Annotated in this window: 23 protein-coding genes (1 of these 23 only partly in view); 8 read left to right on the top strand and 15 right to left on the bottom strand. The window is 46.8% G+C overall.

Features of this window, described 5'->3' with window-relative positions:
* The 3 genes in view from hldE to msbA are tightly spaced (each overlapping or abutting the next) and all read right to left on the bottom strand, a layout consistent with a single transcriptional unit that may run on beyond the window.
* Positions 1-1,393: the 5' portion of a bifunctional D-glycero-beta-D-manno-heptose-7-phosphate kinase/D-glycero-beta-D-manno-heptose 1-phosphate adenylyltransferase HldE gene (gene hldE, locus METLU_RS0118800; protein ID WP_027159577.1), read on the bottom strand. The gene continues 32 nt to the left of window position 1, outside the view; only the first 1,393 of its 1,425 coding nucleotides appear in the window; its start codon is at positions 1,391-1,393; its stop codon lies off the left edge, out of view.
* Entirely contained in the window at positions 1,374-2,060 is a 687-nt protein-coding gene (locus METLU_RS0118795; RefSeq protein ID WP_231383650.1) for a D-sedoheptulose-7-phosphate isomerase, read from the bottom strand. The genes hldE and METLU_RS0118795 overlap by 20 nt, the downstream gene beginning before the upstream one ends.
* Positions 2,032-3,792, bottom strand: a complete 1,761-nt coding sequence (gene msbA / locus METLU_RS0118790) for a lipid A export permease/ATP-binding protein MsbA (RefSeq protein ID WP_027159575.1) — start codon at positions 3,790-3,792, stop codon at positions 2,032-2,034. The genes METLU_RS0118795 and msbA overlap by 29 nt, the downstream gene beginning before the upstream one ends.
* A 210-nt stretch (positions 3,793-4,002) precedes the next feature.
* On the opposite strand from msbA, the gene METLU_RS0118785 reads away from it, so the two are divergent.
* From METLU_RS0118785 to METLU_RS0118770, 4 genes are read left to right on the top strand one after another with little or no spacing between them, the layout of a single operon-like run.
* Positions 4,003-5,124, top strand: coding sequence for a glycosyltransferase family 9 protein (locus METLU_RS0118785; protein WP_027159574.1), 1,122 nt, complete (start codon positions 4,003-4,005; stop codon positions 5,122-5,124).
* Complete coding sequence (locus METLU_RS0118780) at positions 5,114-6,325, top strand: O-antigen ligase family protein (RefSeq protein ID WP_051300011.1); 1,212 nt, start codon at positions 5,114-5,116, stop codon at positions 6,323-6,325. The genes METLU_RS0118785 and METLU_RS0118780 overlap by 11 nt, the downstream gene beginning before the upstream one ends.
* Complete coding sequence (locus METLU_RS0118775) at positions 6,313-7,065, top strand: glycosyltransferase family 2 protein (RefSeq protein WP_027159572.1); 753 nt, start codon at positions 6,313-6,315, stop codon at positions 7,063-7,065. The genes METLU_RS0118780 and METLU_RS0118775 overlap by 13 nt, the downstream gene beginning before the upstream one ends.
* Positions 7,062-7,877 carry a glycosyltransferase family 2 protein gene (locus METLU_RS0118770; protein ID WP_027159571.1) on the top strand — a complete coding sequence of 272 codons (816 nt, stop codon included), beginning with the start codon at positions 7,062-7,064 and terminating at the stop codon, positions 7,875-7,877. Before METLU_RS0118775 ends, METLU_RS0118770 begins: the two co-directional genes overlap by 4 nt.
* A gap of 82 nt (positions 7,878-7,959) precedes the next feature.
* On the opposite strand, the gene METLU_RS0118765 is transcribed toward METLU_RS0118770, so the two are convergent.
* The 5 genes from METLU_RS0118765 to METLU_RS0118745 all read right to left on the bottom strand — a co-directional run bounded on the left by METLU_RS0118765 (position 7,960) and on the right by METLU_RS0118745 (position 11,178).
* Positions 7,960-8,745, bottom strand: coding sequence for a hypothetical protein (locus METLU_RS0118765; protein WP_027159570.1), 786 nt, complete (start codon positions 8,743-8,745; stop codon positions 7,960-7,962).
* A 56-nt stretch (positions 8,746-8,801) separates the two neighbouring features.
* On the bottom strand, positions 8,802-9,227 hold the full coding sequence (locus tag METLU_RS0118760) for a YqaA family protein (RefSeq protein ID WP_027159569.1): 426 nt from the start codon (positions 9,225-9,227) through the stop codon (positions 8,802-8,804).
* Between the two features lie 65 nt (positions 9,228-9,292).
* A complete protein-coding gene (locus METLU_RS0118755; protein ID WP_027159568.1) occupies positions 9,293-10,195 on the bottom strand; it encodes a cupredoxin domain-containing protein in 903 nt (300 codons plus the stop codon).
* Between the two features lie 118 nt (positions 10,196-10,313).
* Positions 10,314-10,496 carry a hypothetical protein gene (locus METLU_RS28790; protein ID WP_027159567.1) on the bottom strand — a complete coding sequence of 61 codons (183 nt, stop codon included), beginning with the start codon at positions 10,494-10,496 and terminating at the stop codon, positions 10,314-10,316.
* Between the two features lie 88 nt (positions 10,497-10,584).
* The gene (locus tag METLU_RS0118745; protein ID WP_027159566.1) at positions 10,585-11,178 is read right to left on the bottom strand and encodes a hypothetical protein; all 594 of its coding nucleotides are present in this window, start codon (positions 11,176-11,178) and stop codon (positions 10,585-10,587) included.
* A gap of 284 nt (positions 11,179-11,462) precedes the next feature.
* Between METLU_RS0118745 and pgi the strand changes: the two genes are divergently transcribed.
* Complete coding sequence (pgi, locus tag METLU_RS0118740; RefSeq protein WP_027159565.1) at positions 11,463-13,094, top strand: glucose-6-phosphate isomerase; 1,632 nt, start codon at positions 11,463-11,465, stop codon at positions 13,092-13,094.
* 317 nt (positions 13,095-13,411) lie between these two features.
* Here the strand turns inward: pgi and tadA are convergent, their stop codons facing one another.
* From tadA to guaB, 3 genes are all read right to left on the bottom strand, one after another.
* Positions 13,412-13,873, bottom strand: coding sequence for a tRNA adenosine(34) deaminase TadA (tadA, locus tag METLU_RS0118735; protein WP_027159564.1), 462 nt, complete (start codon positions 13,871-13,873; stop codon positions 13,412-13,414).
* Positions 13,864-15,453: a glutamine-hydrolyzing GMP synthase gene (gene guaA / locus METLU_RS0118730; RefSeq protein ID WP_027159563.1), complete on the bottom strand. Its 1,590-nt coding sequence runs from the start codon at positions 15,451-15,453 to the stop codon at positions 13,864-13,866. The genes tadA and guaA overlap by 10 nt, the downstream gene beginning before the upstream one ends.
* An 81-nt stretch (positions 15,454-15,534) precedes the next feature.
* Positions 15,535-17,001, bottom strand: coding sequence for an IMP dehydrogenase (gene guaB, locus METLU_RS0118725; protein WP_027159562.1), 1,467 nt, complete (start codon positions 16,999-17,001; stop codon positions 15,535-15,537).
* A gap of 386 nt (positions 17,002-17,387) precedes the next feature.
* Between guaB and METLU_RS25845 the strand changes: the two genes are divergently transcribed.
* Positions 17,388-18,170, top strand: coding sequence for a GlcG/HbpS family heme-binding protein (locus METLU_RS25845; RefSeq protein WP_036243286.1), 783 nt, complete (start codon positions 17,388-17,390; stop codon positions 18,168-18,170).
* Between the two features lie 183 nt (positions 18,171-18,353).
* On the opposite strand, the gene METLU_RS0118715 is transcribed toward METLU_RS25845, so the two are convergent.
* Positions 18,354-19,142 (bottom strand): sulfite exporter TauE/SafE family protein, encoded by a 789-nt coding sequence (locus METLU_RS0118715; RefSeq protein ID WP_036243283.1) that lies wholly within the window; start codon positions 19,140-19,142, stop codon positions 18,354-18,356.
* A gap of 89 nt (positions 19,143-19,231) precedes the next feature.
* On the opposite strand from METLU_RS0118715, the gene METLU_RS0118710 reads away from it, so the two are divergent.
* On the top strand, positions 19,232-20,458 hold the full coding sequence (locus tag METLU_RS0118710) for a multifunctional CCA addition/repair protein (protein ID WP_027159560.1): 1,227 nt from the start codon (positions 19,232-19,234) through the stop codon (positions 20,456-20,458).
* Positions 20,459-20,506: 48 nt separating this feature from the next.
* Positions 20,507-20,989 (top strand): YajQ family cyclic di-GMP-binding protein, encoded by a 483-nt coding sequence (locus METLU_RS0118705; protein WP_027159559.1) that lies wholly within the window; start codon positions 20,507-20,509, stop codon positions 20,987-20,989.
* Here METLU_RS0118705 and METLU_RS0118700 read toward each other — a convergent pair.
* The 3 genes from METLU_RS0118700 to METLU_RS0118690 are packed head-to-tail and all read right to left on the bottom strand — an operon-like array spanning position 20,979 to position 23,961.
* Positions 20,979-21,875 carry a CPBP family intramembrane glutamic endopeptidase gene (locus METLU_RS0118700; protein ID WP_027159558.1) on the bottom strand — a complete coding sequence of 299 codons (897 nt, stop codon included), beginning with the start codon at positions 21,873-21,875 and terminating at the stop codon, positions 20,979-20,981. The two genes, METLU_RS0118705 and METLU_RS0118700, sit on opposite strands and share 11 nt — an antisense overlap.
* Entirely contained in the window at positions 21,872-22,609 is a 738-nt protein-coding gene (locus METLU_RS0118695; RefSeq protein ID WP_027159557.1) for a 16S rRNA (uracil(1498)-N(3))-methyltransferase, read from the bottom strand. Before METLU_RS0118695 ends, METLU_RS0118700 begins: the two co-directional genes overlap by 4 nt.
* A gap of 2 nt (positions 22,610-22,611) precedes the next feature.
* Entirely contained in the window at positions 22,612-23,961 is a 1,350-nt protein-coding gene (locus tag METLU_RS0118690; RefSeq protein ID WP_027159556.1) for an adenosylmethionine--8-amino-7-oxononanoate transaminase, read from the bottom strand.
* Positions 23,962-23,963 lie beyond the last annotated feature (2 nt).

Here is a 23,963-nt window from a genome sequence, read left to right as displayed (position 1 = left end):
CCGTTGTCGATTGACCGTCAACAAACTGTAAAATTTTCACTTCTCCTCCCGCTTTTATAACGCAATCGCCGCCAGCTACCTGCTCGGGCCGATAATCGCCACCTTTAACGATGACATCCGGTAATAATTTACAATATAGACGTTCCGGCGTTTCTTCGTCGAATGATACTACCCAGTCCACGCAGGCCAATGCTGCGAGTACCATCATCCGCTCTTGCAGACCGTTAATTGGGCGCGTATCGCCCTTAAGCTGCCTGACTGATGCATCAGAATTAACCGCAACAATCAACCGATCACCTAAAGCCCTAGCCTGTTCCAGATAAGTGACGTGCCCGGCATGCAGCAAATCAAAGCAACCGTTGGTCATGATAATCCGTTCGCCATTGGCTTTTGCTCTGGCAATAATCTGGGCCAGTTCGTCTTCTGAAACGATGCCGTATTGCGAATCGCGCTCACCATGCATAGCTCGCATTAATTCCAGCATGGAGACGGTAGACGTACCAAGCTTGCCGACGACAATGCCGCCTGCCAGATTGGCCAAATACATCGAATCATGCAACGTTTTGCCAATCGCCACGCCTAAGGCCATGACCGCAATAACCGTATCGCCAGCCCCGGTTACATCAAACACGTCCTTGGCTTGAGCCGGCAAGGAATGCACGTGGGCATTCTGAATCAGCGTCATACCGGCCTCGCCGCGCGTCAGCAACAACGTCTCAAGTTGGTACCGCTTCAGCAGAGATCGACCTCTTTCAATCAGACTGTTTTCGTCTCCGCAGACACCCACGACGGCCTGTAATTCGGACAGGTTTGGCGTTATGACATCGGCCTGAGCATAACGCTCGTAATCAACACCCTTGGGATCAACCAGCACCTTAACTCCTGCCTGCCTGGCTTGAGTTATGTATTCAGAAACATGTGTCAGCGTACCTTTGCCGTAATCGGAGAAAACAACTGCGTCACTTTTGGGCAAATACCGCGTGAGTCGCTTCAATAAAGCTTCATTATTAACCGGCAACGGCGTTTCTTCGAAATCAAGCCGAATCAATTGCTGATGCTGCGCCATAACTCGCAATTTACAGATGCTGCGAATATTAGGCTCGACAACAAAGTCGCATGTAACGCCTTCCTTTTCCAAGAGTCTCAGAAGAATCTCACCCTCGGCATCATCACCAATGACACCCAGCAATGTCACTTGACCACCTAATTTGGCAATATTCAGCGCCACGTTACCGGCTCCGCCAATGCGATCTTCAATATTTTTAACCCGAACCACCGGCACAGGCGCTTCAGGCGAAATCCGGCCGGCCTGCCCCGACCAGTAGCGGTCCAGCATGACATCGCCCATGACAATAATATGAGCCTGACTGAACTCAGGCGCCGCAGCCAACATCTGTTGCCTCCTCAATTACTCCGCACCACCAGTGGCCTATCAATATATGCGCCTCTTGAATCCTTGCCGTTACAGCCGAAGGCACTCTGACCGAGAGCGTAGCCTGTTGATACAATTCGCCGCCCTCGCCGCCCGTTAAACCAATGACTGCCATGCCTTTCAATTTGGCGACTTCAACCGCTTTCAGAATATTCTTGCTTCGACCTGATGTAGAAATGGCTACCAAACAATCTTTTTCATTGGCGAGAGCTTCCACTTGACGTGAAAAAACCGTTTCAAACTCAAAATCATTGGCATGTGCCGTCAAAATGGAACTGTCTGTCGTCAAGGCAATCGCCGCCAGCGCCCGCCGTTTTTTTTCATACCTGACGACCAACTCTGCCGCAATATGCTGGCAGTCAGCAGCGCTGCCGCCATTGCCGCATAACAGTATTTTTCCGCCCTGTTTCAGTGTCTTGATCAGCAGATCTCCTCCCACTTCAATTTCTTCGGAACAGTCGGCCAAACGAGCCATCATTTCTCTGTGCTCTTCAAGCTCAGAAATAAATGCTTTCAAAATAGTTTTCCCCATAGTTTCAAAAGACTTTTTTAGCCCTGCTAAAAATTGTGTTTTTATCCAAAAAAGAATTGATAGGCAATTAATGGACAACCGCTTGTTTTCGGTCATTACTGTGCTGCATCTGATGCAAGCGAGCGTAAGCCCCATTTTTTTTAATAAGCTCCTGATGCGTACCTCTTTCTACAATTTGGCCATGATCGATAACCAGAATCATATCCGCATTTTCTATGGTTGATAATCTATGGGCTATCACCAGTGTTGTCCGATTGCGCATGATTGTTTGCAAGGCCGCCTGTATAAAACGCTCCGACTCGGTATCCAGCGCCGACGTTGCCTCATCCAATACCAAGACTGGCGCATCTTTCAGTAGCGCCCTTGCCAATGCTAATCGCTGCCTCTGCCCACCCGACAATTTGACGCCGTTCTCGCCTATTTCGGTATCAAGCCCCAACTCCAGTTTACTGATAAATTCCATGGCATAAGCATCGGTTGCAGCGGCAATAATGTTGCTTCTATCGGCGTTTGCTAGCGCCCCGTATGCGATATTGTTGGCTATCGTATCATTGAATAAAGTGACTTGCTGGTTAACCAGCGCCAGCTGTTTCCTCAAATTCGCTAATTCGTATTTATTGATTTCAACACCATCGAGCAATATCTCGCCTTTTTTATGGGTATAAAAACGGGACACCAGATTAGCCAGCGTGCTTTTACCACCGCCGGAAGCACCAACTAATGCGATAGTCTGTCCCGGATTAGCCTTGAAGCTGATATTCTTCAGAGCCAGATCATTGGCTCCGGGATATTTGAAAGATACATTTTTGAACTCCAGCGTGCCTTTACATTTATCTATTTGATAAGTACCATCATTCTGCTCTGTTGGCTCATCCAGAACATCGAACAAGGACTCGGCCGCCGCGATGCCTTTTTGAATATCGCCATTAACCTCAGTTAACTGCCTGACAGGTCTGGGCAACAGAAATGCCGCTGTCAGATAGCCTACAAATTCACCTGTGCTGGACTGCTCCATAAAAAACAGCGCCATATACATCAAAAAGGAGAGTGCTACGGCAATGATGAGTTGTATGATCGGATTATGCACGGCCTGCGTCGTAGAGAGCTTCAGAGATTGCCGCCGATTATCCAAACTGCTCTCCAGAAATCGCCGACGCTCATAATCCTCGCCACCATAGCTGCGCACGATTCGATGACCGCCTACCAGTTCTGACGTGATATGTGTTATATCACCTATCGATTGTTGGATTTTCTTGCTGATGTTACGTAACCGTTTACTGACGTAATTCACCAGCACCGCAATAATCGGCGTTATGGCGACGAAGACCATCGATAACATCCAGTTTGAATAGAACAGATAGCCCAATAAACCTATAGCGGTTAAACCTTCCCTGACGAAAGTACGTACCGCATCGGTAGTCGCCTTGGTTACCTCGCCAACGTTATTAGAGATTCTTGCAATCATGTAACCGTTATTGTTCGCATCGAAATAAGCGGTAGGCAAGCGAGTATAATGATCAAAAATTTCGCATCTCAGGGCATGCACAACATTACAGGATACTTTGGCCAGAAAATAATTGCCTAAATAAGCGCCTAGTCCTCGCACCACGATCAAACCGCTAAACAACAACGGCAAATAATACATGCCCTCGCGAACTTCGGTTTGCAGCGTGTCAATAATATGCTTGATCAATGCTGCAAATAGTGGCTGGGTAGCCGAATAAATCAGGAAACCTAGAATACTGATTGCAAAAAGACTACGATGCGGTTTTACATAGGTCAATAACCGCTTGTATATTTGGACACTTGCTTCAGATTCTTTCTTCATACTTTATAAAATTCATACCATTCACTGCTTCGGCAGGTACTAACTGATGTTTAAATGAGTGAAATATTACCATTCTTTAGCTAAAAAACTGTAATGCCCTTTCATCCGAGGCGCTTATCAGCCTGTTTCACCCGGAGCCCAGGCTATACTTTCCGGGACAAGACTGTAAAATACAGCGGTATTGCTATGGTTCAAAACCGCAAATATTGAATGAGAAAACATCCACCGCTAGCTCCGCCTCCTGCCAAAATACTAGTCATTGCCTTACGTCATCTTGGTGATGTCTTGCTGATAACGCCATTAGTGCGTTCATTGCACGAAGCCTACTCGCAGGCACAAATAGATGTTTTGGTTTTTAGCAATACGGCCGCTATCTTGGAAGGTAACCCTGATATCAACCGTATAATAACTACGCCTTTGCGTCCAACGCGTGCTGATTACCGACATCTTGTTTCGCAATTATTTAGAAGATACAACCTGGCTGTCATCACACAGACCGGAGATCGTCCTTTCATTTATGGATTTTTAGCCGCGCCTGAACGTGTTGCCGTGGTGCCGAAAAAAGATCAAAAAGGCGCATGGAAACGCCACCTGGTTCAATATTGGACTGAATTTGATGATGAAAACACACACACCGTACTACAACTATTAAAACTGGCGGACCTGGTAGGCGCCCCTAGAAATTATACGCTGACCCCTCCGCAATCGCCTGACAATCAGTCAACTTCCGTTCTCTCAATGAACTCAGACTATGCCGTTATTCATACCTATCCAATGTGGCATTATAAACGATGGACAATCAATGGCTGGGTTGAAACTGCGCAATTTCTTCAAAATTCAGGTTGCAAGGTTGTGCTGTCAGGTGGTCCTGCACCGGAAGAAATTGATTATGTAAACCAAATCCATCGGCAATTATCGCCCGAGGTATTAAACTTGGCCGGCAAAACCTCGATATCTCAACTTGCCGATCTTATCGGCAAAGCAAAATTGTATATCGGCCCCGACACAGGCATAACGCATCTGGCTGCGGCTACAGGCGTCCCAGTCATTGCGCTTTATGGCCCGACGAATCCGGTTAAATGGGCCCCTTGGCCGATCAATTACAACAGTGACGAAAATCCATTCCGGAAATTAGGTGATCAGCGGGTCAATAACGTTTATTTGATTCAGGGCATCGCCGATTGTGTGCCCTGCCATCAGGAAGGCTGCGACCGAAATCGACAAAGCCGCAGCGCTTGCCTGGAAAATATCACCCCGGAAGCCATCAAAAAAACCATTCTGCAAATATTGCATCAAGAGCAGCGCCAACAACAAACGACTCATGCCCTTTAAAGAACTGTATTTCCAATCTCAGCCATTAATGATCAGTATTGGCGGTTATATTGCCATTTTGCTGATATTAACCCTGCCTTTTTCTACCGCTCTAACTGTCGTATTTTCTGTCGCATTGCTGCTATTGTGGATAAGCTCGGCTCAATTTATGACCCTGCCAGACTTTGTAAAGCAAAATCCGCAGACCTTATTTGCTTTATTACTGTTTTTTTGTTTGACCTTTGCAGTCACCTACAGCACAGCCCCACCCGAGCATGCATTGACCACGCTCAGTAAATATCGTGAACTTTTGTTACTGGCCATCCTGCCGCCATTCATCCAATCTGAATCTACCCGACATTGGGCATGGAATGCTTTTATTATTGCGTCTGTTATGACCTTGCTTGGCTCTTATGCGATCCATTTCGGCTTGATCGATAATATGCAACCGACAAAAGACCCTTCCATTAAGAATCGAATCACTCACAGCCTTTTAGTTGCCTTTTTCGCCTTTTTCTGTGCGCATAAATCCTTGCAAGCAAACAAATACAGCCTGTTCTACATTCCTTTGCTGGCCTTGTGCATTCACAATTTGTTCTTTCTCGTTTCCGGTCGCACCGGTCAATTAATCTTTCTACTATTGATGCTGCTTTTTTATATTCAGCGATTTAGTACAAAAAAGGCTGTATTGCTTATTACCGCTACCGTTATGCTACTTTTAGCCTTCATAGCCTGTTCCGATAGAGCCAGTCGTATCAATGAAGGCTTTTCACAAACTCAAAACTACCTGCATTCCGAAAACGGCGAAACAAAGACGTCCGAAGGACAAAGACTGACTTTCTGGAAGCACTCTCTAATGCTCATCTCTGAAGCCCCTTGGCTGGGCCATGGGACTGGCAGCTACCCTACTGAATACAGTAGAGTGGCGGCAAAGACCGACATTGCGTCCAGCAATCCTCATAATGAATATTTGATGATTACCGTACAGGCCGGTATAGCCGGATTGTTGTTATTTTTAGCCTTCTTGTTCAGCCAATATCGATACTCGCTAAATCTGATAAATGAGTACAAGTGGCTAGCTCAGGGCATATTGGTAGCTCTTGCCGTTAACAGTCTTTTTAATTCTACAATACTCGACTTTACTGAAGGGCACTGGTTTACCACTATGATAGCCCTATGCTTTGCAACGCTGTCGACCAGTACAAAATCATGCTCAGCGTAATTATCATCACTAAAAATGAATCCGCGCATATTGCCCGCTGCTTGTCGTCTGTCGCGTGGGCGAATGAAATCATTGTTCTGGATTCAGGCAGTGAAGACGATACAGCCGCCATCTGCCGCCGTTATACCGACAAGGTTTTTGAGACCGATTGGCCGGGTTTCGGCATTCAAAAACAGCGGGCCGTCAATAAAGCAACTCAGCCATGGGTCTTATCCATCGATGCCGACGAACAAGTGACGCCCGAGTTGAGAAAAGAAATTGAGCAGGCGATAAGCCAGACTCATATCAATGGCTTTGAAATACCACGTCTTTCAAGCTATTGCGGCAAACAAATCAAGCATGGCGGGTGGTGGCCCGATTATGTCCTGCGTTTATTTCAACGCGAACACGGACATTTCACCGAAGATCTGGTTCATGAGCGTATTATTGTCGATGGAACTGTTCAACGCTTAAAGGCACCGCTAATTCATGAAGCTTTTATAAACCCTGAAGAAGTCCTGCACAAAATCAACAATTATTCGTCGCTAGGCGCTGAAAAACTGTACCAGGCCGGAAAAAGAACCACATTGCGCCAGGCAATAGTTAAAGGGCTCTGGACTTTTTTTCGTACTTACTGCGTAAAAGCCGCTTTTCTGGATGGACAGCAAGGACTCATGCTCGCCATATCCAATGCTGAGGGCACATATTATAAGTATCTAAAGCTGCTGAATATGCAACGGAGCAAGGAGCCGAAGAAGTGAGTTTGATTTCTGTCATTGTCACGACCTATAACTGGCCGGAAGCGCTAAATGCCAGTTTACAAAGCCTATTAAGCCAAGAAGATCAAAATTTCGAAATTCTTGTTGCTGACGACGGCTCAACGGATGCGACTGCGGAACTGATAAGAAATCGTTACGCTAATAACTCAATACCAGTAAAACATATTCATCATGAAGATCAAGGTTTTAGAGCCGGCACTATCCGAAATAAAGCAGTGGCTTGTAGCCAAGGCAATTATCTGATTTTTATCGATGGTGACTGCGTTGTTTTTCCGGATTTTATAAAAGCCCACCGCCGTTTAGCCACTAAGGACTACTTTGTCCCCGGCAATCGCATGCTTTTAACGAAAAACTTCACTCAAAGAATCCTGAACGAGAGAATCTCTCTTCATAATCAATCAGCAACTTATTTTATCTCCCGCTGGATTACAGGCAATATAAATAGAATCACGCCTCTAATACGCCTGCCCATGGGACCGCTACGCCTGATTCACCCGCTCCGCTGGCAAAAAGCCATGACTTGTAATTTGGCCATGTGGAAAGATGATTTTATCGAAGTTAATGGTTTTGACGAGCTTTTTCAAGGCTGGGGTTATGAAGATTCTGATTTGGTGATTCGCCTGATACATAAAGGCATCAAACGTAAAGAAGGCCGGTTTGCCGTATCTGTTTTACACCTGTGGCATCGGCAAAATGATCAAAGCCAGCATGATAAAAACTTTCAAAGGCTCATGGAACGCCTGCATGAACAGAAGTTTATTCGTGCAGAAAAAGGGCTGGATCAGTACTTTTGAGCCAGCTCTTTTTATTAATTATTGATTTCTCTCAAGTTGGCTGAACTATTCGTTTATACACTCAATCAGCATTTCTAATTTATTACTCGTTGCCAGCTCCTTGATATGCGCTTTCTCGCGACTTGCCCGGCTTAATGCGGACACTAATAGTTTTCAGTGCTCTTAATAGCGGTACAGCCCCTCCCATTGCTACCGCATCAACCAAGCAATACCAAGCAGCAACGCCGCTAGGCGGATTACCTTGCGGCAAGCTCAATACCGGATCGATAGCCGCCCACTTCCAGGTCCCCACCGCCGTGCCAATAATTTCCAACCAAGTCGTTATGAAAAAGGCGGAAAGATAAACCATGGGCGAACGCCCCTTGAAAAGATAAATCAGAAAAACACAAAACAGCAAAGCGCCTACATAATCGCCCTGTTCCGCATAGCCGCTAATGCCCCAGGCAGACCAGGCACCGCATGTAAATACTACGAACGTAGCAATCTCTCTGGCATATCTTAAAAACAGCCCTGAGCGCCCCAGCGCTACCGCCGTTAAATAAACCATGCCATGACCGGGCGGCACATAAGCCGGCACATTTCCGAAACGATAGGTATACCCCCCCATAAACGGCGAGGCAAAATGCTCACCTATAGTGGCAAAAATGATAGCAATGACCACCTGCATTCTAACTTCCTTATTTTCGCCGAGCAGTAAACCTGTTAAAAATACCCATCCGCAAACACCCAGCGCATTTTGTTTCTCCAGCGTGGCATTGGCGTCAGTCATCAAACAGACCGCTACGCAAAAAAAAGTAAAGGCTGCTATAAAATAGTCCCGTTTTTTATGCGCATAAGCACCATTAACTGGTGGAAAATGGCGTAACATCGTTTACCTCATCGAATTAATTTTAGCTTCACCATAAACTCGTCTATGACATAGCCTTATATAAATGCCCAGGCAATTGCAGCATATCTGGCAAATTTACCCAACAAAATGATTAAACAAGCCGGTATTAAAGGGAGCTTTAACCAGCCACCTGCAAAGCACAAAGCATCCCCGACCAATGGCAGCCATGAAAAAAATAATGCCCAAACACCTCTTCTTCTAACTACATCGAGCGCTTTCTGCTTCTTTTCTGACAATAACGTAGCCACAGGAATTTTTTTAGCGGCGAGTAGGCCTAACCCCCACGTCGTCATAGCCCCCAACGTATTACCTATAGTAGCAATCATGACTAATTGCTCAATCTTATAACTGCCTTCCGCTACCATATAAGCCAAAACCGCTTCAGATCCTCCTGGAGCAATCGTTGATGATATAAAGGCACTAATAAACAATCCCCCTATTCCAGCCAGCGTCTCTTGCACTTACTTTCTCCCAAAAAAAAACCCCTGTAGCCAAAAGAGCACAGGGGTTTTTATATTGCCAGAATTTAGTTTCCGGGCAATGTCTTGTTCTTACTGGAAATGGCCAGCTTAACCAAATCGGACAGCAGTTTTACAATCAGCTCAACAGCCGATCTCAATAAATCAAAAACATAAGCCACTATTTCCGATGCGCTCATGCCTTTAAATTTGCGCGCTAAAAATGGCGCCAGAAGCAAGCCGATCGCCAAACCGATCACAGTCATTCCTGAAATCATCGATTCGTCTTTTTGTTTTTGTGCGGCTGCAGGCGCACTTTTTGTGGCAACAACTGGGGCCTGAGCACTTACATTGCCAGCAACAGCCGCGGCTGTTATCGGCTGAATGTCTGAATAATCGTCCTGAATGACATAATCTGTCACGCCTGGAATACTCGGCAGATCCCCGTCACCTTTACCAACCTTCAGCTGGGCTTTCATGCCTTTTTCCATATGTTGGGCAATATCGCAATGCACCAGATAGGTTTTATCGCCGGGAGGAAGAATTAATGTACCGGAAATCTTTGCAGGACCTGTTACTTCCAGATGGAACATGCCTTTATTATACAAATATTTAGGCAACCCATGCATCATCCATTGGTGGCGGATATTATCGTCATTAATAAAATGCACCGTCAACTTGGTGCAGGGTTTGAAATTAAATTCCTGAGTATCAAATGCGAACATCCTGCCAGGAAATTTTTCAGCGAATTTATGGCCGGCGTGGACAGTAATTTCCTTGGTTTCAGATATTTCTTCACAACCGCCTGGCAGTGTATCGGCATTCTGCCCCATTACCATGCCACCCCCCATATCCATCAAGTGGCCATCGCCATGATTCATGAGCGAATTATGCTCTTCATACTCTTCTGCCGCCATGACGGGTACGGAAAAAAGAAAGCTTATTATCGCCACTGATAACAACTTCACCATTCTAAGTTTCCTCATTTATTAGAAAAATCAACAAAACGTTTTTACAAAGAATTATAAAAACTGATCAGAAAAAATTCTGAACGCATGTCCCTTGCCAAAAATTCCTGGATACTGTTTTTTATGACAGCCTTGGCTCCAGTTCGACATAAACTGCTGCATCTACTTCACCTAGACCAGGCGACAGATCAAAATTTTGCCAAACTGGCATTTTGCATTCAAAAGTTTTTATCTGCATATTAATTTTGTTGATCCTGTCATGGGCAAATTCTGATAGCCACGCCATAAATAGCATTAACATCATAATGAGACCCTAAGATACTAAGGAAGTTCCTCTACTTTAAGATCTGGCTTTTTACGATTAACTTTTAATCGTGGCTATCAGTCATTGATCAGACGTTTTTAATCTTGGCTATCATTCCATCGATCAAACGCTTGAAGCCTGCATTGGACAAATACAGCACATATAAGCCTGCAAATACAAAGAACGCATATAAAAGCATGTTACCGCTACTTACTTGCTGGCCTTTGCCAGCCATAAAGCTCATGTGAGCATCCAACCTGTCGCCTTGATCTGGAACCAAGGTAATATGAATCAGATATTTGCCCACTTCCGGCACGCCACTAGGCAGAGCCAAAACCACGGTACCGGATTTATGTTTTTTAGCTTCTTGAAAAAACACCCGAGTGCCTTCAGGTTCTTTTGTCACTTCAAACTCAACCGCCATATTTCTGTATCTGACGTCCTGATAATCGAATACAAGTTGAGTCAATGTATCGGTACTTGGAATATTGCCGCAAAAATCTTCAGCCGGAAATGCTTTAGGCTGATAAGCGGTATAATGGATCCAATGATCCGGTTCCAATTCAAATTTACATTGGTCGGTATCGGTACCGGCCGCACCGCCGTGTGCCCATAGCGAAGCAGAAAAAAACAATCCCAGAAATCCCAGGACAACCCTTCTTAACAATTGTGCTCTATTCATACTACCTTCCAGTTTTGCTAAATAAATAATTATTATTATTAGGAAAAATGTAACCACCCTATTTACATAGCTTGAGCTCATAAAAACTGTATTTGCTCTATATCTTGGCTCATAGCAACTTGCAACTCTAGCATATCGCCCCAGACAAATAAAGGAATTGATGGAAAGTCGTGACCTATAAAAGTATAATGTTACCAAATGATAATGCCCTTATAGCTCTATTGCCATCATTGGGCCCTTTTCGTAGATTTTATACTAATTTTATTCAGCCGGAACTCAGCACAATGTCATCTCTGACCACATCAGAAGCTTGGAAAGCCTTACAAAACCATTATCATCAAATACACAAGCATTCACTGCGCGACAGCTTTGAAGGTGACAGTCATCGTTTCAATAAGTTCTCTCTTTCTTTTAACGATATTCTTTTCGACTACTCCAAGAACAGGATAACTGAGCAAACACTGCCGCTACTTATAGATCTTGCCAGATACGCTGGGCTCGAATCAAAAATTCAGGCGATGTTCTCCGGGGCGACTATTAATAACACAGAACATAGAGCCGTTCTGCATACCGCTTTGCGCAACCGAAGCAATAAACCGGTTTATGTGGACGGGCAAGACGTCATGCCGCAGATCAACAAGGTGCTTGCTAAAATGCGCACCTTCTGCGATAGCGTTCGCTCAGGCACATGGAAGGGCTATACCGGTAAAGCCATTACCGACATCGTCAACATTGGTATCGGAGGATCTGATCTAGGCCCTAAAATGGCTTCGACGGCTTTAACGCCTTATGCCAAAGATACATTAAAAGTCCACTTTGTTTCCAACGTGGACCAGGCCGATCTTATAGAAACATTAAAAGGTCTGTCCCCTGAAACAACATTATTTCTTATTGCATCCAAGAAATTTAATACCCATGAAACCATGACTAATGCAAAATCCGCAAGGAACTGGTTTCTGGATAGCGCGAAAGATCAAAAAGCGGTTGCCAAGCACTTTGTCGCCATTTCAACCGATGTCGACAAGATTGCCGAATTCGGAATAGATGCCAACAATATGTTTGAGTTCTGGGACTGGGTTGGCGGTCGCTATTCACTTTGGTCAAGCATAGGCCTATCCATTGCCCTGTATGTCGGCATGGACAACTTTGAGCAATTATTACAAGGCGCGCATGAAGTTGACGAGCACTTCCGCAGCACGCCTTTTGAAAAAAATATCCCTGTCATTATGGGTTTGCTGGGCATCTGGTATAACAATTTTTTCAATGCCGAATCACATGCTATTTTGCCCTACGATCAATCCCTACGTTATTTGGCCGATTACTTTCAGCAAGGCGACATGGAAAGTAACGGCAAAAGCATCGATATGAACGGCGAAAAAGTTGACTACAGTACCGGCCAGATTATTTGGGGCCAACCCGGTACCAATGGTCAACATGCTTTTTACCAGCTGATACACCAGGGTACTAAACTTATTCCTTGTGACTTTCTGGCGCCTGCACAAAGTCACTACCACTTGCCCGAACATCATGACATTTTGATCTCAAACTTCCTGGCGCAACCTGAAGCCTTGATGAAAGGCAAAAACGCCGAAGAAGTTAAGCGGGAGCTGACGCCTTCCGAACAGGCTGATCCGGTACTGGTCGCCTCGAAAGTATTCGAGGGCAATAAACCGTCCAATGCGTTTCTGTTCAAGAAACTGACGCCCAAAACATTGGGCTCATTGATTGCATTGTATGAACACAAAATTTTTGTTCAAGGCGTGATCTGGAACATCAATTCTTTTGACCAGATGGGCGTGGAGCTAGGAAAAATATTGGCCAAAGCCATACTTCCCGAGCTTCAGAATGATGAAATCATCAAAAGTCATGATTGCTCTACTAATGCGCTGATCAACACTTACAAGCAATTTCGATAACGCGCATCTCCTGATTCTGGACGAAAGTGGCGGTGTTCGAGCAAAATCTTTTCAATGTATTTGTTAGCAGCGCATTTAATGAAATGCCTGAGCCTTGCTTCAAATAACGCGCAAAGTTAATAGTTGGTAAATACCACAACGCAGTCAAAGGTTGTGGTATCACGCAACGCCATACGCCCCCCCTGGTGGTAACGCATGTTATTTTTCAATCAAAATACTGATAATATCAGGTAAGATTCAGAAAACGGATCGCCCTTGGTTTGCCGTGGCATTGTGAAACACCTATTGGCTACCTAAGCCAGAGAGGAGGATGAACCTCAGCGCCTGGCGCGAAAAAAATCCTTTAACAATTCCCTGCATTCCTCTTCCAACGTTCCGCCGGTCCAATTGACCCAATGATTTAAAAAGCTCGCGTCGGTCAGAGATAAAGCATTGCAGACAGCGCCGCGCTTGGGATCGAATGCGCCGAAAACCAGCCGCTTAATGCGCGCATGACTGATCGCCCCCATACACATCACACAAGGCTCCAACGTGACATATAACGTAGCATCACAAAGCCGATAATTTTGCAGCGCAACACCTGCCTTACGTATAGCCATGATCTCGGCATGAGCAGTTGGATCATGGGTGGCTATCGGCGTGTTCCAGCCCTCGGCAATACATTGATCATTCTTAACAATGATAGCGCCGATCGGAACTTCCCCTCGTTGCTCAGCACGTTGCGCCAGCCTGATGGCATAGCGCATCCACGCCTCATCCGATGCTTGCGTTATTCCCATTCAATAGTTGCAGGCGGCTTGCCGGATATATCATAAGCCACTCGCGAAATCCCTGGCACTTCGTTAATAATGCGACGTGAAACCAGATCAAGAAACTCGTAAGGCAAATGCGCCCAGCGCGCTGTCATAAAATCAATCGTTTCGACAGCTCGCAAGGCAATGACGTAATCATAGCGGCGGCCATCGCCCATGACGCCGACGGATTTGACCGGCAGGAACACGGCAAAAGCCTGGCTGACTTTGTCATAAAGATCATGCCGGTACAACTCTTCGATGAAAATGGCATCAGCCTGACGCAACAAATCCGCATACTGTTTTTTAACTTCACCCAAAATTCTGACGCCTAAACCGGGCCCTGGAAACGGATGACGGAACACCATTTCCGAAGGCAGTCCCAACTCCAGCCCCAGCTTTCTCACTTCATCCTTAAACAACTCCCTTAAAGGCTCGACCAGCTTCAAGGTCATATCCTCGGGCAGTCCGCCGACGTTGTGGTGGGACTTGATCAGGTGCGCCTTGCCGCTTTTCGATCCCGCAGACTCGATCACATCGGGGTAGATCGTGCCCTGTGCCAACCATTTCGCGTCGGTTAATTTCGCCGCTTCTTCATCAAAGATTTCAACGAACAAATTGCCGATAATCTTGCGTTTCTGTTCAGGATCGCAAACGCCGTTCAACGCGTCCAGATATCGCTGTTCTGCATTGACTCTGATGACTTTAACCCCCATATGCTCGGCAAAAGTCGCCATGACCTGATCACCTTCATGTAAACGCAACAGGCCGGTATCGACAAAAACACAGGTCAACTGATCGCCTATGGCCTTATGCAGCAACGCCGCCACTACCGATGAATCAACTCCGCCGGACAACCCCAAAATGACCCGATCACTACCGACTGTTGCGCGCACGGACCGAATGCTGTCTTCTATGATATTGCTGGACGTCCATAACGCCTCACAGCCACAGATATCCAACACAAAGCGGGACAGTATGCGTCCGCCCTGCTTGGTATGCGTGACTTCCGGATGAAACTGCAGGCCGTAAAACGCTTTTTCTTCATTGGCGATGCCAGCAATGGGCGCCCCATCCGAGCTGGCAATCAGCACGAATCCGTCAGGCAAGGCAACAACACGGTCGCCATGACTCATCCAGACATCCAGTAATCCATATCCTTCCTCAGAAAGATGATCTTCTATGCCGGTCAGCAATTTAGAATGGCCGCGCGCTCTGATTTGCGCATAACCGAATTCTCTGTGATCAGAAGACTCAACCTTGCCGCCCAACTGCTCGGTCATAGTCTGTAAGCCGTAACAAATGCCCAATACAGGCACACCCAGATCAAACACGATCTGCGGCGCTCTCGGCGTATCGCCGCTGGTTACTGTCTCAGGACCGCCCGATAAAATAATGCCGTTTGGCGCAAATTGCTCAACATCTTCCACACTGCATTCGCAGGAATAAATTTCACAGTAAACGCCGATTTCGCGAATTCGCCGCGCGATTAACTGGGTATATTGCGAGCCGAAATCTAAAATGAGGATTTTGTGCGAATGAATATTCGCGGACTGTTGCTGCTTCACAGTAAAACTCGATAGTTATATTCGTTTAAAAAACAAGGGGCTCCTGAGAGCCCCAACAGTGTATCTTTATCTCGCCGACGTTTAATCGAGGCGGTAATTGGGCGCTTCTTTTGTAATGGTCACATCATGTACATGACTCTCTCTCATGCCGGCACTGGTCACACGCACAAACTGCGCCCTTTCATGCATGATGGCGATAGTTTGGCTGCCTGTGTAGCCCATGCTGGCACGCACGCCGCCCAATAGTTGGTGAATAACAGCGAGCATACTACCTTTATACGGCACCCGACCTTCAATGCCTTCCGGTACCAGTTTTTCGACCAGTTCGGTTTCTTCCTGAAAATAGCGGTCACTCGATCCTTGCTGCTGCGACATCGCGCCCAGAGAGCCCATACCACGATAGGATTTATAGGAACGCCCCTGAAATAGCTCGATCTCACCAGGCGCCTCTTCGGTGCCGGCAAAGAGCCCGCCCAGCATCACTGCATGCGCACCTGCAGCCAGCGCTTTAGCGACATCACCGGAATAACGGATACCGCCATCAGCAATTAAAGGCACACCGGTACCTTTCAAGGCATCAGCCACATTACTGACCGCTGTAATTTGCGGCACACCAACGCCGGCAATAATGCGCGTTGTGCAAATAGAGCCCGGCCCAATGCCGACCTTGACGCCATCCGCACCGGCTTCAACCAATGCACGCGCCGCTTCCGCGGTAGCGATATTGCCGCCGATGACCTGAACGCCGGGATAATTCTTTTTAACCCAACGAATTCTGTCTAAAACACCTTGCGAATGACCATGCGCCGTATCGACAACAATAACGTCGACACCAGCCGCCACCAGCGCAGCCACACGCTCTTCCGTGCCATGCCCGGTGCCAACCGCGGCGCCGACTCGCAGCCTTTCATGTTCATCCTTACAGGCCAATGGATAATCCTTGGCTTTCTGAATATCTTTTACGGTAATCATACCCCGCAAATGAAATGCATCATTCACGACCAGTACTTTTTCAATGCGATGTTCATGCAACAGCGCAATCGCTTCTTTACGATCGGCATTTTCACTAACCGTAACCAAACGCTCTTTAGGCGTCATGACTTTAGAGACGGATTCATCAAAACGCGTTTCAAAACGTAAATCACGACTTGTCACAATACCGACCAGTTCATCGCCATTGACTACCGGCACGCCGGAAATATTTTTAGCCCGCGTTAACTTAATAACGTCCCGAATACTGGTATCTGGCGAAACGGTAATCGGATCTTTGATTACTCCGCTCTCATACTTTTTAACGCTACTAACTTCCCGTGCCTGTTGTTCGGCTGTCATATTCTTATGAATGATGCCTATGCCGCCTTCCTGAGCGATGGCAATCGCAAGTCGTGCCTCTGTCACGGTATCCATAGCCGCTGCAACCAGAGGAATATTCAGCGCAATGTCACGTGTCAATTGCGTTTTCATTTCTACATCTCGTGGCAGCACAGTCGAGTGCGCGGGCACTAATAAAACGTCATCAAACGTGAGCGCTTCCTGAATAATTTGCATAAACCACACCTAAAAGCCTTAATTTAACACGACACTATAGCACTAACTGCAAATAATCGCCATATTATAATTTAATTTCTTGACATATTCTCACAAAGGTGTAGCGCCCTGAATCTCGGTTATATTACGGAATGCTTCAGCATATAAACCAGGACAAGAACCAATCAAAATAGATGGCTAAGCAGAGTTCTTTATGGAACAGAGCGATTTACCCTGAGCATAGCTTATAACCCGAAAATCATAGGGTTTCTTTCTATAATTAAGCTATTGATTGCTTCCTGTGGTTAGGCTATTTTAGCATCGCTTGATTTATTGACACTAAAATAAAAAAGTGCCGTAATTTAAGTCCCTGCACCGCAATACTAACAATAATTACTGATACATTTATGAAAAAATTAACTCAATCTAAAAGCTTACTGCTAGGCTGCACACTTGCACTGACTTCTATTACCTCTAATGCGGCAGAGCCGGTCGATATTTGCCCGGATGCTGCATCTAGGGCGTTTATTCATAATCAATTAGAAACGCTATTAAAAGATGCTAGAAACCAGGAGAACGGTGGTTTCGATTTCGACATGTGGGCAACGGTTGTCAACCGGGCCGGCGTGGTCTGTGCAGTAGCTCGATCTGGCGGCGATAGCGGAGCCCAATGGCCTGGCAGCCGCGTCATTTCGGCACAAAAAGCTAATACAGCCAACAGTTTTAGCTTGCCTCAATTTGCCTTGTCCACGGCAAATCTGCATCAGGCAACTCAAGATGGCGGCAGCCTGTTCGGCTTGCAGCACAGTAATCCTGTGGATACAAGCATTGCCTATGCTGGCGATGCGGTAGATTACGGCACAGTTGATGATGCTATGGTCGGCAAAAAAATTGGCGGCGTTAATGTATTTGGCGGCGGCTTGGCACTTTATGATGCCAACGGCGCGCTCTTAGGCGCCGTTGGCGTAAGCGGCGATTCATCATGCGCAGACCATAATATCGCCTGGCGTATGCGTCATGCCGCCAACCTGGACTTTGTGCCAGCAGGCCCGAATGCCGCTAAGAATGACCAGATCATTTATACCGGCGACACTGGTGCTGGTGCAGCAGGCTTTGAGCATCCTGACTGTGGCCATGGAGAGAAGGCAATTGCTGCAACTTTACCAGCAACTCAAGCCGTAGCTAAATAAATCCAATAGCTCAGGCAGTTACCTTTATGCTCCTCTCCTGCCTTGGGAGAGGAGTTAAAGCAATCATACAAAAACGCATCAATCAAGCATACTTGATTACTACCCTAAGAGCATTCTGAATCAAAAATCCGAAATGCCTATCCATAGTTGGCTTACGCTTGGCAGTGCTTGCGGCTATAGCTACTAATACCAAATCAATTTAGCCGCCATTAAAAAAATCAAAATCGAAAAATAGCGTTTTAATTTCTGTGCCGGCAGCTGGTGAGCAAGCCTGGCGCCAACCGGAGCCGTAGGAAAGCTGCCCAGACTGATGCCCAAAAAAGCAGGCAAATAGATATAGCCCAAGCTCCATTCCGGCAGCTGCGTTTGATCCCAGCCCAATGCAATATAACTGATGGTACCCGCCACAGCTATCGGCAAACCACAAGCGCTTGATATCGCCACTGCATTACGCATAGCATACCGGCAACGCACCAGATAAGGCACGGTTAGCGTCCCTCCGCCTATCCCTACTATCGACGACATCAAGCCGATAAGGTTCGCCACGCTAAAATCCAGCACTTTCGATTCCTTTACCGCTCCGGGTGTCGGTGTTATCTGAAGAGCCATTTGCACACCGACATACAGTAAAAACACGATAAAGATATAGCGCAATACATCAGCGTCTATTTGGTCCGCTACTACAGCCCCGAGCGCCGATCCGACCATAATACCCGGCGCCAATCGGAGCACTTTTCTCCAGACTACAGAGCCTAAACGATGATGTGCCAGCACAGATGCTGTCGAGGTGACGATTATCGTCGCCAACGAAGTTGCCACCGACATAATCATGATCAGATCATTAGGAATACCTTGCATAACAAATAGCAAAACCAGAACCGGCACAATGACCATTCCGCCTCCAATGCCGAAAAGACCGGCCAGCACTCCGGAAACCATCCCTAATATCACACTCAACAAGAAAAATATCATTATTGTCCTCTATAAATAACTGCCAGCGTTCGATAATCACTGATTGTGCTATTCTAAGTCCAACATTAATAGAGCGCTTGTGTAACGTGATGAAAACATTTCTGGTAGGTGGCGCCGTACGCGACAAACTACTCAATTACCCTGTCAAGGAAAGGGATTGGGTCGTCATCGGTGAAACGCCTGATTCAATGGTAAAAAAAGGGTTTCGCCCGGTGGGCAAGGATTTTCCTGTATTTCTACATCCGCAAAGCGGTGAAGAATATGCGTTAGCCAGAACCGAAAGAAAAACCGCTCCTGGCTATAAAGGTTTTGTCGTTCATGCGTCTCCCGATGTCAGCCTGGAACAAGACTTAATGCGCCGTGACTTGACGATCAATGCGATCGCGATGACGCCAAAGGGCGAAATCATTGATCCCTACGGAGGCAAAGATGATATTGAAAACCGCACTTTCCGTCATATATCGCCCGCTTTCGCCGAAGATCCTGTGCGCATACTGCGTGTAGCCCGTTTTGCAGCCCGATACAGCCACCTCGGCTTCACGCTGGCTGAAGAAACCCGGGAGCTAATGCAGCAAATGGTGACGGATGGAGAAGTCGATCACCTCGTGCCGGAACGCGTGTGGGCGGAGTTATTCAAAGCACTTAACGAAAAATCACCCTCCGCTTTTTTTTATACGCTAAAAGACTGTTCTGCACTGGAGAGAATTTTTCCTGAAATTCATAACCTATTCGGCGTGCCGCAACCGGAAAAGCATCACCCTGAAATCGATACCGGCGTTCATGTTATGCTCTGCCTGGAGCAAGCCGCGGCATTATCTTCGAGCCCTGAGGTCAGATTTGCAGCCCTAGCGCATGATCTCGGCAAGGCCGTATCGCCCAAGGAAAATTGGCCGCATCATTATCATCATGAAAAAAACGGCCTGCCTATATTGGAGAATTTATGTGCCCGTCTGCGTGTGCCCAATTCATTCAAATCGCTGGCCTGGCTGGTTATGCGCCATCACACGCACTGCCATCGGGTATTTGAATTGCGCGCTTCGACCTTAACGGACATGCTGGCAGATTTAGGCGCTTTTAAATCGACTAACAACAAGCTGGATCATTTCTTGCTGGCTTGTGAAGCCGATGCCAAAGGCCGAATAAATCATGAGAACAATCCTTATCCTCAGGCTGATTACATAAAAGGCGCGGCCAAAGCCGCTGCATCGGTGGACACCTCGGCAATTTTAAAGAGCAATCTTCAAGGCGCTGAAATCGGCGAAGCCATACGTCGTTTAAGAATTAAGGCAGTGGTGGAATTTATTGCAGTTGAATAATGAACTCAATCGAATTATAGTAAAAATTTTCTGACTTAATCATACACCATGCCTTCATTTGACATCGTTTCCGAATTTGATAAACACGAAGTTAGAAATGCCGTTGATCAGGCCAATAAAGAAATCAGCGCCCGTTTTGATTTCAAAGGCACAGATTCAAGCTTTGAATTGAATGATGACAAACTGACCATGATTTCTGAATCCACGTTTCAGTTACAGCAAATGTTCAGTATCGCCTGCTCGAAACTCAGCAGGCGCGGTATCGATATCGCCTGCATGGACGTTGCCGATCCCAAACCTAGCGGCAAAGGCATGCGTCAGGAGATTACACTGAAACAAGGTCTGGATTCGGCATTAGCGAAAAAAATCGTCAAATTGATCAAGGACAAAAAACTGAAAGTCCAGGCCGCTATTCAAGGCGATCAGGTCAGGGTAACTGGTAAGAAAAGGGACGACCTGCAGGAAGTGATTCAGATGATCAGGGATGAAAAAATCGACATGCCGCTACAGTTCATCAACTTCAGGGATTAATGAATGCGGGCTTGTTAATCTGCCGGTAAACAAGATACCCGAGTATCGCCAGACTGAGCCAGCCGGTCACCAGAGGCCCAATCAAGCCGTCATAGTATCTGTTGACCAGATAAAGATACTCCGAGCTGAAATTGGTATTGAACAGACTCTTGCTCATCTTAATCTGCCAGACCCAACTGGTATGACAACCGATACATAAGCCCAGGCTGGCTTTGAACTCTGTCCTGAGAACGCCCAAAAAAATACCGACCATGACCAGGGCCCAGAATGCCGACAGAATGTCTGGATTCAAAAGATTGGCGAACGCCTCACCCAGCAGTTTAAACCCACTCAATAGCGTCAGATCCTGGTATGAAATATTGGTGTCGCTGTCTAGAAAATGCAGCATCGCATAGTAGATGGCGCTAATGATAACGGCAGTGATGACGGACATTTTGCGCTTCAGTCCCGTCAACAGTATGCCGCGAAACAGGGGCTCTTCAATCCAGGAGACAATCAGTGCCAGCAATAATGACAGCGTCATTTTCTTTACCAGCAGCGAGACTGTCCAGCCTTGACTCTGATCGATAACATTGACGCCGAGCCCATACAGTACAATAACAACCGGCATCAAGGTTACAAAGCCGAGCCCGAAACCCTGCAGCAGTTGCTTTAAAAAAACAGCTTTGCCGGCAAAGCCGATATCGGTTTTTTTGAATTTGAAATAGGCCATGGCCGGAAAAATGCTCAGCACCAGAAAGAGCTGCGCCAACTTATGAATTATTTTATTTATCGTGAACTGATCACCAATACCCAGCGCGACAAAATAACCAACCAGGCAAGCTATAAAGATAGCTCCTAGCAGAACTAGCAGCGGCACGAGGGCGTAATAAATAGTCTTGATCATTTCCAACTACCGAAATCGCCCCACAGCATCTGCACGGCCGATAATGCGGCCAATGAGGCCGTTTCTGTTCTTAATATCCGGCCGCCTAACCGTACCGGAATAAAGCCCGCCGCTTTCGCAAATTCCCGCTCCTGATCAGAAAAACCGCCTTCAGGGCCGGACAGCAATGTGACTTTCATGTCTTCGGGTTTTAGATCGGCTAAAGATACTTCAGCATACGGATCTAGAAAAACCTTCAAACCGCTTTGTTTATCCACCCAATTCGACAAATGCTCGATATCGGCTAATTCAGGCAGTAGCGTTCTGCCACTTTGCTCGGCGGCATGCTGGACTATTTTTTGCCAGTGCTGTAAGCGCTGGTGTTTTTTTTCGCCTTTAAATTGCACAACGCAACGTTCGGTCAGTAGCGGTGTCATGGCATTAACACCAAGCTCCACGGCTTTTTGCACCGAAAGATCCATCCTATCGCCGCGCGAAATGCCTAAACCGAAGATTACCTTTAACGGCGACTCGACACTGCGGTCCAGCCAATGCTGCACATCGACCAGAACCTGCTTGCGGCTGACTTCGACCAATTTACATAGATAGTCACCGCCATTGCCGTTAAACAAAATGATCTGTAAATCTTTCTTCAGCCGCAGTACCGTCCTGACATAATGCGCGCTATCCTCATTGAGTATTATTTGCCGACCTTCGGCCAGATCTACTGGTATATATAATCGTGAAATACGCATGATTAATCCTGAACAGCCTGTTGTATGCCAGCCCAGGCCACATCCGCTATCAGCCAAAGCTCGTCCTCGGTCACCACATAGGGAGGCATAAAATAAATGACATTGCCCAAAGGTCTCAATAAGACGCCTTTGGATAACGCATACTGATAAACCCGTAGACCGCGGCGTTCCTGCCAGGGATAGGGCTCCCGCGTCTGTTTGTTTTTGACCAATTCAATAGCCAATATCATGCCAATCTGTCTGACTTCCGCCACCTGCGGATGCTCGCTGAAGCGCGCCGCCGCCTTAGCCATCGTCCCGGCCAATTTTTTGTTCTTCTCTATGATATTTTGCTGCTGAAAAATAGCTATGGTTGCCAAACCGGCCCTACAGGCCAGGGCATTGCCGGTATAACTGTGGGAATGCAAAAAGGCCGCCAACTTTTGATAATCATCATAGAAGGCTCGATAGACCTGATCGGTAGTCAGGACGGCTGACAAAGGCAAATAACCACCGGTCAAGCCTTTGGATAGACAGATGAAGTCTGGCGTGATCGCGGCCTGCTCACAGGCGAACAGCGAACCTGTCCGGCCAAAGCCGACCGCTATTTCATCGGCAATCAGATGCACGTTGTATTTATCGCAAGCCTCGCGCAGCAATTTCAGGTAGACGGGATCATGCATCCGCATGTTGCCGGCGCACTGCACCAAAGGCTCGACGATGACGGCACAGGCTGTATCGGCATGTTGAGCAAGTGTTGCGTCCATGAGTGAGAACCGGCGTATGCAATAATCCGCCCAGGATTCACCGGGCTCCCGATAATAACAGTCTGGACCTGGCACCGTAATAACATCCATCAGTAAGGGACCATACGTTTCCTTATATAGCGGTACATTGCCGACTGCCAGAGCCCCCAGGGTTTCGCCGTGATAGCTGTTTTCCAGCGTGATGAATTTTGTTTTTTGCGTCTGACCGAGATTGCGCCAGTAATGGAAGCTCATTTTGAGCGCGACTTCTACGGCCGAGGAACCGTTATCGGCATAGAAACACCGAGTAAGCCCTTGGGGTGTGATCTCGACCAGCTTTTCGGCCAGGCTGACAGCCGCTTCATGCGTGAAGCCTGCAAGAATCACGTGCTCCAGCGTATCGAGCTGATCTTTTATCGCGGCATTGATAATGGGATTGGCATGTCCGAATAAATTGACCCACCAGGAGCTGATAGCATCCAGATAGCGGTTGCCGTCGAAGTCTTCGAGCCAAACGCCGCGGCCTTTTTTTATTGGAATAATCGGGAACGCTTCATGATCTTTCATTTGTGTGCATGGATGCCACAAAACAGATAAGTCACGATCGGAAAATGTCCGGTTGGTCATGA

The sequence above is a fragment of the Methylobacter luteus IMV-B-3098 genome (genome assembly GCF_000427625.1).
GTDB lineage: Bacteria > Pseudomonadota > Gammaproteobacteria > Methylococcales > Methylomonadaceae > Methylobacter > Methylobacter luteus.
Note: the sequence above shows the minus strand (reverse complement) of the source record. Positions and strands in the feature narration are given on the sequence as shown.

Bases quoted from the DNA above. Each gene is read 5' to 3' on its own strand.
- METLU_RS0118755 (WP_027159568.1), bottom strand. From the start codon at position 10,195: ATGGTGAAGTTGTTATCAGTGGCGATAATAAGCTTTCTTTTTTCCGTA.
- METLU_RS0118705 (WP_027159559.1), top strand. From the start codon at position 20,507: ATGCCTTCATTTGACATCGTTTCCGAATTTGATAAACACGAAGTTAGA.
- METLU_RS0118695 (WP_027159557.1), bottom strand. From the start codon at position 22,609: ATGCGTATTTCACGATTATATATACCAGTAGATCTGGCCGAAGGTCGG.
- METLU_RS0118780 (WP_051300011.1), top strand. From the start codon at position 5,114: ATGCCCTTTAAAGAACTGTATTTCCAATCTCAGCCATTAATGATCAGT.
- pgi (WP_027159565.1), top strand. From the start codon at position 11,463: ATGTCATCTCTGACCACATCAGAAGCTTGGAAAGCCTTACAAAACCAT.
- METLU_RS28790 (WP_027159567.1), bottom strand. From the start codon at position 10,496: ATGATGTTAATGCTATTTATGGCGTGGCTATCAGAATTTGCCCATGAC.
- METLU_RS0118690 (WP_027159556.1), bottom strand. From the start codon at position 23,961: ATGACCAACCGGACATTTTCCGATCGTGACTTATCTGTTTTGTGGCAT.
- METLU_RS0118785 (WP_027159574.1), top strand. From the start codon at position 4,003: ATGAGAAAACATCCACCGCTAGCTCCGCCTCCTGCCAAAATACTAGTC.
- METLU_RS0118775 (WP_027159572.1), top strand. From the start codon at position 6,313: ATGCTCAGCGTAATTATCATCACTAAAAATGAATCCGCGCATATTGCC.
- METLU_RS0118715 (WP_036243283.1), bottom strand. From the start codon at position 19,142: ATGATATTTTTCTTGTTGAGTGTGATATTAGGGATGGTTTCCGGAGTG.
- guaB (WP_027159562.1), bottom strand. From the start codon at position 17,001: ATGCAAATTATTCAGGAAGCGCTCACGTTTGATGACGTTTTATTAGTG.
- tadA (WP_027159564.1), bottom strand. From the start codon at position 13,873: ATGGGAATAACGCAAGCATCGGATGAGGCGTGGATGCGCTATGCCATC.
- METLU_RS0118765 (WP_027159570.1), bottom strand. From the start codon at position 8,745: ATGTTACGCCATTTTCCACCAGTTAATGGTGCTTATGCGCATAAAAAA.
- msbA (WP_027159575.1), bottom strand. From the start codon at position 3,792: ATGAAGAAAGAATCTGAAGCAAGTGTCCAAATATACAAGCGGTTATTG.
- METLU_RS0118700 (WP_027159558.1), bottom strand. From the start codon at position 21,875: ATGATCAAGACTATTTATTACGCCCTCGTGCCGCTGCTAGTTCTGCTA.
- METLU_RS0118795 (WP_231383650.1), bottom strand. From the start codon at position 2,060: ATGACCGAAAACAAGCGGTTGTCCATTAATTGCCTATCAATTCTTTTT.
- METLU_RS0118745 (WP_027159566.1), bottom strand. From the start codon at position 11,178: ATGAATAGAGCACAATTGTTAAGAAGGGTTGTCCTGGGATTTCTGGGA.
- METLU_RS0118710 (WP_027159560.1), top strand. From the start codon at position 19,232: ATGAAAACATTTCTGGTAGGTGGCGCCGTACGCGACAAACTACTCAAT.
- METLU_RS25845 (WP_036243286.1), top strand. From the start codon at position 17,388: ATGAAAAAATTAACTCAATCTAAAAGCTTACTGCTAGGCTGCACACTT.